Raw genomic sequence first — 14,721 nt, 5'->3', positions numbered from 1 at the left:
AGTACTTAAAAATTGAGGTATAAAATCAGCTTCTCTTTTAAAGGATCTTCTATTATTGTTTAATTATCTTTTTACATTTTTTGATCTGATAATACCTTTAAGAATTCATTTCGAATAGCGGTTTTTGAAAAACAGCCACCGTATTCTAAAGTTGTCGTATAACTACTTTGGTCTTTTATCCCTCTTGAAGAAACACAAAGGTGTTTTGCTGTTACCGAAACAATAACATCTTTTGTATCTAAAACTTCTTGTAAATCATGAAGAATTTGAAGTACCAATCTTTCTTGAACCTGCGGACGACGTGCATAATAATCTACTAAACGATTAATTTTAGACAACCCAATTACTTTGTCTTTTGGTATGTACGCCACATTAGCATATCCTGTTATTGGTAGAAAATGATGTTCGCAAGCAGAATCTATGGTGATATTGTGTTCTATGAGCATTTTTTTATAACCGTACTTATTTTTAAATGTAGATAGTTTTGGTTTATTAGCAGGGTTTAAGCCATAAAACAACTCTTTTACATACATTTTTGCAACACGATAAGGAGTTCCAGATAAACTATCATCCGTTAAATCTAGTCCCATTTCTTGCATTATCATTTTAAAATGATGTTCTATATTTTTAATTTTTTCATCATCAGATTTATCAAAAGCATCAGCACGTAACGGTGTTTTAATACTTGTTGAAAAATGATTGTCTCCTATTATTTGAATCTGTTCTTTATTCTTCATGAGTGCAGCATTTATTTGTATTGCATTGGCAATATTTTTTATTGTATAGATGTAATAGTATCAATGTAATTGCCGGAAAATAAATAGCTTGCTCACTTAAAGCAAACCATGCTATTTTTTCGTTCATTATTATTAGAAACAATGCACACCAACTGAACCATAATAAAGGTTTTATCCAATAATTAGCAGTTGTCTGGGTTGAACGATATACAGCCAAAAAAGAAATTACTAAAAAGAAATAGTCTATAGAACCCCACCAACTAGGTATTTTATCGAAACAAAATACCGCGCAACTTTGAGCTATAAAAATAAAAGGTGTAGCAATACAATGTATAAGACACAATGTACTTGCTATGGCACCTATACTGTCTGGTTTTTGTTTTATCAATATCATAATTTACTTTAATACAACTGAGTTGCAAATATAATATTATTAATAACTACTGCAACATAGTTGCGTTAAATATGGTTTTATTTTTTTCTACACTTTAGTTACGCTATATTTGTGTAATGGGAATTTTAAGGAAAACAAAATCAGTTAAAATACTGCTTGATGAATTTGAGAAACAAGCAACAGCTATTTCTGTAATTACATTAATAGAGCGTCTTCATTTAAATATGAATAAAACAACCATATATCGTATTTTAGACAAGCTAGAAGATGATGGTTTCCTTCATTCTTTTTTAGGTAAAAACGGACATAAATGGTATGCAAAATGCAATGGTTGCTCTAGTACCGAACATCATGATGTGCATGCCCATTTTCAATGTTTAAATTGTGGAAAAGTAGATTGTTTATCGACAGATATTTTTATACCTAATATTCCTAACCGTAAAGTTGATGTGTCTCAAATATTGCTTCAAGGAAAGTGTGAAGAGTGTTTAATTGAATAAAAGTAAAAAATAGTTCACTTTTTTATAAATGACAGATAGAATGATGCTAAAATTTTAGACCTAAAACAGAAAAGGTTTATAAAACCTAATATATTAAAAGTGATATCCGTTTTTCTTTAATTAGAAGAACTCAATATTAAAACAAGTAAGAAATTAACAAAAAAAAACTCAGAGTAATTAAACTCTGAGTTTTTTTTATTATTTAAAAAAGTATGCTATTTTCTTATAACTTCTATGCTACGTCTAAAATCAAATTCTCCATCTGTAATTGAAGCCTCAAAACGATACATTCCTTTTTCAGGTAATTCAATTGTTGGCGTTAATGTATTTGGATTATTGTTTTCAAAAATAACATCAGAAGGTCCTTTTACTTGCTTCCAACTAATTTCAGCATCAATTCCATCAGCATCATTATCTGTAATTACAGTTACAATACTTAATGATTTTCCATCTTTAGATAATTTTTGAGAAATTTCTATAGTGGGAGGCGTATTTATTTCTTTTGAATTTTTTGAAGTTTGAACAGGAATACGTTTTGAATCTGTAATTCCGGCAGCAAACAACATTAATCTTTGTGTAAATTCTCTGTTATCGGAATGACTTAATCTAGTACCTGCTCCTGCATTCCAAAATAAATTACGATCAAATAAACCAATAACTCTTCCCTCACCTATTGTAGAAATAGCTAAAGAAGCATCTGTTTTAGGATTAAAGACACCATCATTATCATTTACTATTAGTTTTCCTCCTAAACCACCCTCTTGTGCATTCGCTAACATTTTAGCAGGTTTAGAGATTCTAATAAAACTAACTCCTTCACCTCTAAAACGAATTCCACCATTTTTATTAAAATTGTTTAAAAAATGATCTTCAGTATAATTCTGTACCAAGTAATTTCCAGCACCATTATCCGTTAAAAAATGCATTCCAAATTGTTCCGTTACACTATTATCAGAAATTCTACCCGTTGGGTTATCAACTCCAACAAGTTTATATTCTCCACCAAAACCACTGTCTGACCAAACAACTAAACCACCACCTTTTTTAACCCAAACACTTACCGCTTCTGCCTCTTCTTTAGAAAACACACGTTGGTTAGACGCTAAAATTAAAACATCAACTGTTTTTAACGTTTTTGAATTCAAGATTAACTCCTGATCATAAGCTTCCTTTACATCTAGACCAACTTCTTCTAATGCTTCTAAAAATTGACTCATACCCAAAATACCAGTATCATTCAATCTCATTTGATGAAAAGGTTCTTGTTCTCCAGAAGGAATTTTTCCATCTGCAGAAACGTCTCCATAAACATACAATACAGACTGGGCATTTAAACAAAATGGTAAACAAACGATAATTAATAAATAATTAATTTTTTTATAAAACTGACTCATTTTTAAGAATTTTAATCAAATTTACTAAAAAAAAATAAAGGAAGTTTCTTTTAATGCTTCAATAATATTAAAAGTTACTAGACATATTTTATATAGTATCACTAAGTACTTGAAATAGATACTGATTTTATACAGTTATACTAAATCAATTTTGGCTTTTACGAGAGTACATAACGAAACATTCTCTCTCATAATTGCTTCTACTTTATTCATTATTTATGGAATAATTTTAGTGTTAAAAACACTTTGTAATCTACATTTAATGAAATTAACTTTTACTAGAATAAAATAAGCTATTGAAATTCTAATATAAATAAGATAGTAGTTTTTATGGTAATAACTAAAATAAGAGTATCTGTGTTTCTATTTTATGCAATGAATTATGAAGAAATTTAATTCATTTTAGAGTTGAAAAGGATAAATTGTGGGGAGAGCAGGATTCGAACCTGCGAAGACGTAGTCAACGGAGTTACAGTCCGTCCTCGTTGGCCGCTTGAGTATCTCCCCTTTAATTTATTATTTCAATGAACCTACTATTACCTCTGTAATGTATTGCTTTTTTAAAACTCTATAAAGAGACTAAAAACGACAACTTGCTGATTACAAATCAGCTACTTTACATTAGCTTTAGTTTAGAAAAAAACCTTATTTTTCTAAAGGTCTGCGAATATACAAAGTTTTTGTAAATCTCCTATAAATAATCTGTTTTTTTTGAATTTTTATGTTTCGATCGAATATAGATGCAAAGGATTACCAACTAACACCTGCTCCACCACCTCCAGAACTACCACCTCCAAAACTAGATGATGAGCCTGAAGAAGAACTAAAGGAAGAGGAAGACGAACTAGCTCTTACTTTTTTCGAAAGAACGATCTTCTTTTCATCTTGATAATTACAATTACGACATTCGTAAAAATCAATTCTTTCTCCTTGAGACGCGTAAGTTGCAGCTTTTAGTAGTTTAGAAGATTTTTTTCCATAGGTTTTATAACTACATTTTACACAATCACTATATTTTCTACTATTAGCTCCCTCATATTCTAAAATTAAAATATCACTATGGTCTGCCGTTACCCAAACATCATAACGAATTGATTTTAGATTTTCTTCTAAAATTTGAGCAGCTTCTAAAAATTCATTTTCAGTCCATTCATTTTTAAGATGTAATAATTGACCATTTACTTTGCTATATCGCGGAGCAGTACGATACTCTTGCATGCGTTTTTTTAATAATTTTGATATAAAAAATAATGGGAACGGAAATAAAACAATGAGACATCCTAATTTTAATTCGGCCACTCGATTATACTTGTCGTAAAAATCTTCTTTAGAGATTTTCGTTTGAAATAATACACCATAATACCAAAGCACCATCAACATACAAATAATGGCGTAACCAAATAATAAATAGTGATACCATTGATAACTATTGTCTTTTGGATATACAATACTTGTACCATAGACTTCCTGAATAACCGCCGGATTATCTAAAAAGTCACGGATTCTAACCACCGAATTTATCAATCCTTCGCCATAATTTCCATTCTTAAAATTAGGGATAATTTCATTTACACCAATTCGGTAGCAAACAGCATCCGTTAAAACGGGTTCTAAACCATAACCAACCTCAAACTCTGTTCTACGTTGGTCCATTACCGTTAATATTAGCAATCCGTTGTCTGTATCTGCTTTACCAATTCCCCATAATTCGAAAAGATCTACAGCAAATTGTTTAGGTATTTCTTCACCAATGCTCGTAACTACAACTACTGCAACTTCTACAGAAGATTTTTGTTCTAACTCATATAATAAGCGATTAATACGATTTTCTGAAGATGCATCTATATAATCATTTGGGTCTGATACATACCCCATAATTCCGCTGCCTCTAGGACTCGGAACCTCTTTAATTGAATAACTTTCTTTATCTTCATTGTAAATGGGAGCTTTAAAATTGGGATACGTAATTGCTGGTTGCTCAATAGTGTTTTCAAGTAAAATACCTCCTTCTGAAACATCTGATATATCTTGACTAAACCCTGTTATTGATATACATAAAAACCAAAACAGTACACTCGTTAACAGTCTTTTCTTATTGATTTTAATAAGATATTGAAAAGTAAACAGATTCATGTTTTTATTAATTATAACGTATTGATTTTAAAAGCACTTTTTGTACTTATCATTGTTTGTTCGAGCGCAGTAGAGAACTATTAAATAACTAAATAGGTTTCGATTGCGCAAAACTTAACATATCACTTATTGATCGAAAAAAAGAATTTAAAACTCATTATAAAATGTCAGTTCGAGTGATTTTTCTTTTTTTAAAAATTGTATCGAGAACTCGTGTAGAATCTAAAATTGAAATTTTCTATTCAATTTTCATTTAATTAAATAGACACAACTTCATCATAAGAAATACTACACCTCTTTTCTCAGCACCTCCAATGGAGGACTTTTTAAAACCGATTTTAAATTACTCAAACCAATCAATACCACTAAAAGTGTAATTCCTGGTAGAAAAACTAAAAACGGAATAGCAGACGGAATAAAAGGTTCTTTAAATATAAAAGTAGCCAATAATTGACTTCCTATTAAAGACAATAAAATACCCGTTAAACTACCCAAAACACCTAAATAGACATATTCTAAAGCGGTTATTTGTAAAATTTGTTTGCTTTTTGCTCCTAAAGTTCTTAGCAATACACTTTCTTTAATTCGTTGGTATTTGCTATTTCTAACAGAACCGATCAACACAATAAAACCTGTTAAAATGCTAAAAAATGCCATAAAATTAATAATCCACGAGATTTTATCTAAAATTTCTTCTACAAGACTAAAAACCTGACGTAAATCTAAAATAGTAACATTCGGAAATTCTTTCACTAAAGTTCTTTGTAACTCTGCAGAACCTTCTTTATTAGGCACGTGTGTAGTCATTACGTTAAATTGAGGTGCATTTTCTAGAACTCCCGTTGGAAACAAAATCATAAAATTAACTTTCATGCTGGTCCAATCTACTTTTCTAATACTCCCTACAATTGTTTCCATTAACACCCCTTGAATGTTAAAAACAATTGGATCTCCTACTTTTAAATGACCATCTTCAGCTAAATTATCTGAAATGGAAATTTCTACAGGTACTCCTTTCATCCTTTTTCCTATCCACTCCCCTTCTATAATCTCTTCTGTTTCCGCAAGTTCTTCTCTATAAGTAACTCTAAATTCTCTGTTTAAAATCCTTTTTTGCATTTTAATAGTAGAATCTTTCCGAATCTCGTTTACGGTTTTTCCATGAATGCTTTGCATGCGCATGGTAATAATTGGTATGTTATTAATTACTTCTAATCCTTTACTAGAAAAGGTTTCTAAAATGGCAGTTTCCTGCTTTTTTTGTACATCTATTAAAATGATATTTGCATCATTCTTTTTATTTTCTATGGATGTTTTTGCTAGTAAAATATCTTTGGTAAAATAGAGTGTACTTATTAGAAATGTGCCCAAACCAATGGCTAAAACAAGTACCATGGTTTGGTTATTCGGTCTAAATAAATTCAATAAACTTTGACGCTTAGTATATCCCCAAGAACTTGGGAAGAATTTTTTAATCAACTTTATAAAAAGGTTGGCAACACCTGCCATAATTGCAAATGTGATAAAAATACCTACGGTAAAAATTAATCCGTTTACGGCATCTTTTAACATCCAAAAAGAAAACAAATAGATAAAAAGTAAAATTGCCAACACTACTGCAATTTGTGCTTTTTTAGGTTTTTGTAAATTATCTTCAGAACCTCTTAAAACCTCTAAAGGAGATACATACCAAGTGCCTAACAAGGGTAATAATGCAAATAAAACAGACATTAAAACCCCCAAAGTAACTCCCATTATTATTGGTTGAGCAGAAATTGAGATAGCTACATTAAAAGGTAAAAAATCTTGTAAAAGATACGGAAAAGCATATTGTAAACTAACCCCAATGGTAGCACCAATTAAACCACCAATTAAACCAATACCTATAATTTGTATCAAATAAATTAAAAAAGTTTGCTTTCTAGTAGCTCCTAAGCATTTTAAAATTGCTACATTTTTTAGTTTTTCTTTAATATAAATATGTACAGAACTTGCAATACCAATACAGCCTAATAAAAGAGCTATAAAAGCAACTAAATTTAAAAACCTACTCACATTATCATACCTTCTTCCCAAACGTTCACTAGTACTTGTATGTGTATCTAAATCTGCATTTTCTGTTTTAAGAATAGGATCTATATTTTTATCTAAAGCAACTAAATCTATTGCTGAATCTTTAAAAAAGTATTGATATTCTTTTCTACTTCCCAATTGTAATAAACCAGTTTCTTCTACAAACCGAAACGGAATTAAAACCGCTGGTGCCACAGAAGAGGAAATTGCTGTAGTACCCGGAATTGATTTTAAAGCACCAGTAATTACAAACGTAGTTTTACCTAATTTAATAGAATCTCCTGGGTTTAAATTGTATTGTAAAAGCAAGGTAGCATCTACCAAAGCGCCTCCTAATTCTTGATATTTTACACCAGCTTCTTCAGGTTCGGTTAATAAATCTCCGTAAAACGGAAAATTGCCTTCCATAGCCCTAACTTTCACTAATTTTGTCCCATTATTTTTAGGAAAAGCAGCCATAGAAACAAAGTTGACTTCAGAGGCATCTGCTCCTAAAGAATCTATAATAGCTAATACTTTTTCTGATGGAATTTGTTTGCTATCAATAATAAAATCGGCTCCCATTAAGGATTTCGATTGTAGCTTTATGTTTTGCTTTAAATTGTCACTAAACAACTGAATGGAAACCACGGCTGCAATACCTAAAATAATAGATGCCATAAAAAGCATTAACCTAGAAAGGCTTGCTTTTCCATCTCTCCAAGCCATTTTTAATAGCCACTTAAAATTTACTTTTGAAGTCATTTTACGCATTAATAGTGTTTGTTTTTTCGTTAGAAATAATCTTACCACCTTTTAATCGTAAAATTTGTTGCGTTCGGTTTGCCAAATCTAAATCGTGCGTAATAATAATTAAAGTCGTGCCCGCTTCTTTGTTCAATTCAAATAATAATTGAATGACCTTCTCGCCAGTTTCTTCATCTAAATTACCAGTTGGTTCATCTGCAAACAAAATAGAAGGTCTATTAGCAAAAGCTCTTGCCAACGCTACTCTTTGCTGCTCTCCACCAGATAATTGAGATGGATAATGGTGTAAACGATCTGCTAAACCTACTTTTTCTAACAATGCTATTCCAAATTTAGCTGCATTTTTTTCGCCTTGTAATTCCAAAGGAACAATCACGTTTTCTAAAGCCGTTAAGGTGGGCAATAATTGAAAATTTTGAAAAATAAACCCCACTTCTTTGTTACGTAATGCGGCGCGTTCATCTTCATTTAAGCCTTGTAAAGAGCTACCGCATAACTCAATAGTTCCAGCTGTTGGATAATCTAAACCTGCGCACAAACCTAATAACGTAGTTTTTCCACTTCCAGAAGGACCTACAATAGAGAAAATACTCCCTTTTTCTACTTCAAATGAGATATTGCTAATTACTGTTAATTTTTTAGAACCACTCGTATAAGTTTTCTCTAAATCATTAATCTTTAATATATTTGACATTACTTTTATTTAATTTTTTACTAAAATATTCCGATGTTGAAAAATAATCAATTGCTCATACATATCAACAATTTATCTCAAAAGGTTTTCTTAAAATTTTGTTGCATTTTTTTACTGATATTCATATTCTCTTGCAAACAAGATGCTTCTAAAAAAGCAACAAATGCAGAAACAACGACTGCTGATACTGAAATAAATCAGACTGAAAATAGTAGTGTAAAAACAATTGTATTTTTTGGTGATAGTTTAACTGCGGGCTATGGTTTAGAAGATGTAAATGATGCTTATCCTGGAATCATTCAGCAGAAAATAGATGCTTTACAGTTAAATTATAACATAGTAAATTCTGGTGTTAGTGGCGAAACAACATCTGGAGGAAAAAATAGAATTGATTGGGTATTAAATCAAAAACCTACTATTTTTATACTAGAATTAGGTGCAAATGATGGTTTACGAGGTGTGCCTTTAAAACAATCTAAACAGAATTTACAAGATATTATAGATGCTGTTAAAGAGAAATATCCAGATACAATAATTGTGTTAGCCGGCATGCAAATTCCACCAAATATGGGACAAGAATATGCGGCTGAATTTAAAAATATGTTTCCTGATTTAGCAACAGAAAACGATTTGTATTTAATTCCTTTTTTATTAGAGGATGTTGGTGGTATCTCAGATTTAAATCAAAAAGATGGCATTCATCCAACAAAAGAAGGACATCAAATATTGGCTAAAAATGTGTGGTCTGTTTTAAAACCAATTTTAAAATAAAGTGATCTTTAAAACCTCTAAATATTTTTCATGAAGAATATTCTTTTCATAATACTCGCTTCACTGGTCTTTTTTTCCTGTTCAGATCAAACAAAAATCAGTAAAGATTTTAATTGTAACCCCACTACTTTTAAGGACTTAGAAGAAGTAAAAGACGTTAAAAATTTGTTTTCTCTTGAGTTACCAAAATCATGGAAAACAAATTTGTATTATGACGATATACAATCTTCCATTTATACAGCAGATACTACCAAACAATTAACAGAATCTTTGCTTTTAGATGTTACATTTATCAATAAAAGTATTAATTTTGATACGTCTTTTAAACTGGAACGAGCGCAAGAAGATGTCTCAAAAAGTCTTATCAACATAAAATCTGAAGAGACTAATTTTTTAGAAAAACCTTCGTATTACACAGTTTCAAAAGGAAAAAAAGGAAAATTTGACTACCAAGTTTGCCATGTATTTATCAAAATAAACGATCAAAACTTTATACTTGCAAAGGCAGAAGTTTATGGAGATTCTTTAGTTAACAAAAGATTATGCAACGGACTTGCATTGATGGAAAAAATTAAAAACATTCAATAAAATGATTGAAAAACAACATATTACCGATAGATTTATAAAATACGTAACGATTGACACAGAGTCAGACCCTAACAATGCTGCTTTTCCGAGTACCGAAAAACAGTGGGATTTAGCCAATGTATTAGTTGAAGAGCTAAAACAAATTGGTATGAAAGAGGTAGATTTAGATGCCAATTGCTACATTATGGCAACTTTACCAAGTAATTTAGATTATGAAGTGCCAACCATTGGTTTTGTTGCGCATATAGATACAAGTCCAGATTTTTCAGGTAAAAATGTAAAACCTCAAATTGTAGAAAATTATCAAGGCAATAATATTATTTTAAATGTAGAGGAAAACATCGTTTTATCGCCAGATTATTTTGATGATTTATTGCAATATAAAGGTCAGACTTTAATTACAACGGATGGTACTACTCTTTTAGGTGCAGATGACAAAGCCGGAGTTACAGAAATTGTAACCGCTATGGAATACCTAATTCAGCATCCAGAAATTAAACACGGTAAAATTAGAATTTGCTTTACTCCAGATGAAGAAGTTGGTAAAGGAGCTCACATGTTTGATGTGGATAAATTTGGTGCAGAATGGGCATACACCATGGATGGAAGTCAGATTGGAGAATTAGAATATGAGAATTTTAATGCTGCCGGAGCAATCGTAACCATTACTGGTAAAATTGTACACCCAGGATATGCAAAAGGTAAAATGATCAATTCTATGCTCATTGCGAATGAATTTATTACAGCACTTCCAACAAACGAGATTCCACAAAGAACAGAAGGTTATGAAGGTTTTTTCCATTTACATGACATCAATGGAAATGTAGAAAAAACAGTTTTAGAATACATTGTAAGAGATCATGATTTAGATTTATTTGAAAAAAGAAAAAATTTAATACAAAAAATTGCGTTAGACTTTAATACAAAATACAATCAAGATTTAATTGAAGTTACTATTAAAGATCAGTACTTTAATATGAAAGAAAAAATTACTCCAGTTATGCATATTGTAGATATTGCAGAAGAAGTAATGACAGATTTAGGAATTACACCTTTAATTAAAGCAATTCGTGGTGGTACAGATGGTTCTCAATTATCTTTTAAAGGTTTGCCTTGTCCTAATATTTTTGCTGGTGGACATAATTTTCATGGTAGATATGAGTATGTACCTGTAGAGTCTATGGTAAAAGCAACAGAAGTGATTATAGGAATTGCAGAAAAAATTTCTGTGAAATTTGCATAAAAAAAAAGAGTCTTCAGTATCCTGAAGACTCAATATCATAGCATGATACTATTTGCGTAACATATTTCTTAAAAATAAAGCCCCTAATCTCTATCAATAATTATATGTAACGCACAAATATAAACTTTTTTATAAAACAAACCAAATAATTAAAATAATTCAGGGTTTTTCCCCTTTACGTCTTTAAAAAACGAGTGAAACACCTCAAAATCAGCATCTATACTTGCTGTTGTATAATAAGGATTAGATATTTTTATCTTCTTATTTTTAAAGTCTAAGGTTGCCATAACGATCGGAACATTTGCTCCTTTTGCAATATAGTAGAACCCTGTTTTCCATTTATCTACTTTTTTTCGGGTTCCTTCAGGCGAAATACCTAATCTAAATTCTTGCTTAGTATTAAACACATCAATAACGGCATCTACCATATTTGTGCTTTGAGTTCTATCTACAGGGGTACCACCTAGTGCTTTAAATAAAAAACCAAAAGGCCCTTTAAAAAGTGATGATTTACCAATAAAATGAACCATTGTTCCAGAAGACATTCTAGATAAAATTGCTATTGGAAAATCTAACCAACTAGTATGTGGTGCTGCGATTACAACATATTTTTTAGGCTCTTTAGGAAAATCGTTTTCTAGTTTCCATCCTAATATGGTAAATAATATAAATCTTGCAATTGTTTTCATTTCATTCTTTAATCAAAGAACAAAATTAAGCTTTATTTATCTTTAGTATCAGAATTATGTAGAACTTTTGTTTCATAGGGTTGAATATCTGTAAAACATTTTGCTGGTAAATAAATTTCGCTAAACTTCATTTGGTTAGAATTAAACCATTTTACTTTGTATAAAACTTCTGATACTACTTTTTTTACATCACCATTAGGATAAAATAAATTATCATGATTTTCTTTTTTTATACCACATAAAATAAATTCTGGTGTTGAATAATTAACAACATATTGTATGGTTTCTTTTCTTTGAAAACCATTATTTTTCTTTTCAGATATAATATCTCTGGTTGATTTTATAGAACTTCTTTTTTTAAAAATTTCAAACTTCTTAGTTTTGAAATAAATAATATTACCATAATTATATTTGGGAACTTTATATTCTGAAGCTTCTTTAATTAGAGATTTATAATCTGATTCTTTAGATTTTGTTTCACCATCCATTTTTGCTATAAAAATCTCTTTATAACTAGTTATCATTGATTCATAAAGAATAACTTCTTTAAACTCCGTCTTATTATCATCAAAAAAAACACATGTATATTTTACTCTTTCTGCAATTTGTTCTCCTGTAACATCATCTGCTACTTTCCTTTTTTCATCTTCAATAAAAACCTCTTTTACAACCATAAAAGGAGGAACTAATTTTCCATCACCTTTAATCATAAAATCATATAATAAAGGATGAGATTTAAAGGTAACAATACAACCTATAGGATATTTATTTTTCATAGTTCTTTTTTCTTTAAAGATAGCTAAAAATCTTATATTTACTTCTAAGTAAGGAAGTTCTTTAGTTATTTTTAATAAACATTTATTGAGCCATTGTAAATTTTTAATTTCAATTAATTCAGACCTTTTTTAAAGGGATTAATAAATACGTGAATTAGTTTGTATGTATAATTCTACACCTAACAAACAATATGTCGACATATTATTTGTTAGCTGTAGAAGCTTAGTTATTACTCCTAAGCAATCTATAAATAACTGGAATAACCCTAAGGGGTTAGGTCTATTTATTATCATATAGTAAATAAGGTTTAGATTAATAATTAGCTGCATTGATGTCTCTATAGGCAAAGATAAGTTCAATTGCATCGGGAATCGTGAACACGGTTAATAGCTCAGTCATTTAATGATGTTACGTTTATTAAATTAAATACCGAGCGAGAACTTCTCTTACTTTTATTAGCTATGATAAATAAAAAAGAAAAAGATTGGTTTAAAGATAGAGGCTATCCTCATTTTTCTAATAAGACGCCTGTATCTGTTAGAGATAAAGTTGAACACTATGTTTCTAATCCCAAAAAAGTTGCTAAACATTCCTTTTTACCTTTAATTTTTAAAGAAATAAAGCAACGTAGGTATAAAGAGTCTGAATTTGGAGGTGAATTAAAGCGCTCTCATAAAAAAACAAAAGAAGGAGTAATAATTTCTAATACTAAAATTAGGGAAATCTTATATGCAACTCATATAGACGCACATGTGTATTCTTATTATACTCAAAAAATTATAACTCCAAAATATGAGTCCTATTTAAATAAAAACAAATTACTTTCAGATGCTATAACAGCTTACAGAAGAATTGAAACTGAAGATAAAGTAAAGTTTAAAAATAATGTTCATTTTGCTAAAGATGTATTTGATGAGATTAAAAAAAGACAAAATTGTGTTGCACTCGTTTTAGATATTGAGAACTTCTTCCCTACTCTTAATCATAAAAAACTGAAATTAGCTTGGGCAAAAATATTAGGAAATAAAACATTACCTAAAGATCATTATAATATTTTTAAAGCCGCTACAAGGTTTTCCTATGTTAAACTAGACGATTTAAAAACGAAGAATAACCATTTTGATGAAAAGCAATTAGCAATAAATAAGAAAAATGGAAAACATACTTTTTTTGATAATATTAAAGAACTTATAGATTCAGATATTATCATTCATAAAAATCAAAAAAAGAATTCAGATAAAAAACTAATTGGAATTCCTCAGGGCTTACCTATTAGTGCATTGTTAGCGAATATGTATATGTTAGCTTTTGATGAAATTGTAATTAATGAATTATCAGTTAAACATGATGTTTATTATAGAAGATATTCTGATGACATTGTTGTTCTTTGTAAGGAAAATCAAATAGACTTTGTTGAAAAATTCATTATAGATGAAGTTGCAAAAATTGATTTAATAATTTCAGAAGAAAAAACTGAAATGACATTATTTAAAACTCAGAATAATAGACTTCAATCTTTTAAAATAAGAAAAGACAAAAGTATTCAAGAAAATGTTCCTTTAAATTACTTAGGGTTTGAGTTTTATGGTCATCAAACTTTAATAAAATCAAAAAACCTTGCACAGTTTTACAGAGAAATGAAACAAACTGTAAAGAGAAAACATAAACGCGTAGAACATATTAAAGAAGAAAAACTTTTAGATGAAGCTCCACTTTTTAAGAGGAAACTCTATAGATTATATAGTTTTAAGGGAGTAAAATCAAGAGACCTTCCTGCAAAAAGAACTTATTTTGTTAATGGAATAGCAAAAACTAAATATTTTGATAGAAAATTTAGAGGTAATTATTTAAGATATGCCTATAGAGCTTCAGATGATTTAAATGCTCCAGAAATAAAAAGACAATTAAGAAATCATTGGAAAATATTACAAAAAACAATCAAAAAATATGAGTTTTCAAATGTTGATAAAACTTAATCAAC

Annotated in this window: 13 protein-coding genes and 1 tRNA gene; 5 read left to right on the top strand and 9 right to left on the bottom strand. The window is 29.6% G+C overall.

Features of this window, described 5'->3' with window-relative positions; all coding sequences use genetic code 11:
• Positions 1-71 precede the first annotated feature (71 nt).
• Complete coding sequence (folE, locus tag GQS58_RS14465) at positions 72-737, bottom strand: GTP cyclohydrolase I FolE (protein ID WP_166387151.1); 666 nt, start codon at positions 735-737, stop codon at positions 72-74.
• The gene (locus GQS58_RS14460) at positions 727-1,131 is read right to left on the bottom strand and encodes a MerC domain-containing protein (protein ID WP_166387149.1); all 405 of its coding nucleotides are present in this window, start codon (positions 1,129-1,131) and stop codon (positions 727-729) included. The genes folE and GQS58_RS14460 overlap by 11 nt, the downstream gene beginning before the upstream one ends.
• Positions 1,132-1,247: 116 nt before the next feature.
• Between GQS58_RS14460 and GQS58_RS14455 the strand changes: the two genes are divergently transcribed.
• Positions 1,248-1,631, top strand: coding sequence for a Fur family transcriptional regulator (locus GQS58_RS14455; RefSeq protein ID WP_166387147.1), 384 nt, complete (start codon positions 1,248-1,250; stop codon positions 1,629-1,631).
• A 215-nt stretch (positions 1,632-1,846) separates the two neighbouring features.
• On the opposite strand, the gene GQS58_RS14450 is transcribed toward GQS58_RS14455, so the two are convergent.
• The 5 genes from GQS58_RS14450 to GQS58_RS14430 form a co-directional block, all read right to left on the bottom strand.
• The gene (locus tag GQS58_RS14450; RefSeq protein WP_166387145.1) at positions 1,847-3,025 is read right to left on the bottom strand and encodes a ThuA domain-containing protein; all 1,179 of its coding nucleotides are present in this window, start codon (positions 3,023-3,025) and stop codon (positions 1,847-1,849) included.
• Positions 3,026-3,450: 425 nt separating this feature from the next.
• A tRNA-Tyr gene (locus GQS58_RS14445) sits at positions 3,451-3,532 on the bottom strand.
• 243 nt (positions 3,533-3,775) lie between these two features.
• Positions 3,776-5,158: a TPM domain-containing protein gene (locus GQS58_RS14440; RefSeq protein ID WP_166387143.1), complete on the bottom strand. Its 1,383-nt coding sequence runs from the start codon at positions 5,156-5,158 to the stop codon at positions 3,776-3,778.
• 288 nt (positions 5,159-5,446) lie between these two features.
• Complete coding sequence (locus GQS58_RS14435) at positions 5,447-7,939, bottom strand: ABC transporter permease (protein ID WP_166387268.1); 2,493 nt, start codon at positions 7,937-7,939, stop codon at positions 5,447-5,449.
• Between the two features lie 37 nt (positions 7,940-7,976).
• The gene (locus tag GQS58_RS14430; RefSeq protein ID WP_166387141.1) at positions 7,977-8,672 is read right to left on the bottom strand and encodes an ABC transporter ATP-binding protein; all 696 of its coding nucleotides are present in this window, start codon (positions 8,670-8,672) and stop codon (positions 7,977-7,979) included.
• Between the two features lie 33 nt (positions 8,673-8,705).
• Here GQS58_RS14430 and GQS58_RS14425 point away from each other — a divergent pair, with 33 nt between their 5' ends.
• Genes GQS58_RS14425 through pepT form a run of 3 tightly spaced genes read left to right on the top strand, consistent with a single transcriptional unit; the run spans position 8,706 to position 11,274 of the window.
• Complete coding sequence (locus GQS58_RS14425) at positions 8,706-9,443, top strand: arylesterase (protein ID WP_166387139.1); 738 nt, start codon at positions 8,706-8,708, stop codon at positions 9,441-9,443.
• A 30-nt stretch (positions 9,444-9,473) separates the two neighbouring features.
• Positions 9,474-10,031, top strand: a complete 558-nt coding sequence (locus GQS58_RS14420; RefSeq protein ID WP_166387137.1) for a hypothetical protein — start codon at positions 9,474-9,476, stop codon at positions 10,029-10,031.
• 1 nt (position 10,032) lies between these two features.
• Positions 10,033-11,274 (top strand): peptidase T, encoded by a 1,242-nt coding sequence (gene pepT, locus GQS58_RS14415; protein WP_166387135.1) that lies wholly within the window; start codon positions 10,033-10,035, stop codon positions 11,272-11,274.
• Between the two features lie 149 nt (positions 11,275-11,423).
• Here the strand turns inward: pepT and GQS58_RS14410 are convergent, their stop codons facing one another.
• Positions 11,424-11,963, bottom strand: a complete 540-nt coding sequence (locus tag GQS58_RS14410) for a 1-acyl-sn-glycerol-3-phosphate acyltransferase (RefSeq protein ID WP_166387133.1) — start codon at positions 11,961-11,963, stop codon at positions 11,424-11,426.
• Between the two features lie 32 nt (positions 11,964-11,995).
• Entirely contained in the window at positions 11,996-12,739 is a 744-nt protein-coding gene (locus GQS58_RS14405) for a hypothetical protein (protein WP_166387131.1), read from the bottom strand.
• 462 nt (positions 12,740-13,201) lie between these two features.
• Here GQS58_RS14405 and GQS58_RS14400 point away from each other — a divergent pair, with 462 nt between their 5' ends.
• A complete protein-coding gene (locus GQS58_RS14400) occupies positions 13,202-14,716 on the top strand; it encodes a reverse transcriptase domain-containing protein (RefSeq protein ID WP_166387129.1) in 1,515 nt (504 codons plus the stop codon).
• The last annotated feature ends 5 nt before the right edge of the window (positions 14,717-14,721 follow it).

Origin of the sequence: Polaribacter sp. 11A2H, from assembly GCF_011379025.1 — a bacterium.
In the GTDB taxonomy this organism is placed as follows: Bacteria; Bacteroidota; Bacteroidia; order Flavobacteriales; family Flavobacteriaceae; genus Polaribacter.
Note: the sequence above shows the minus strand (reverse complement) of the source record. Positions and strands in the feature narration are given on the sequence as shown.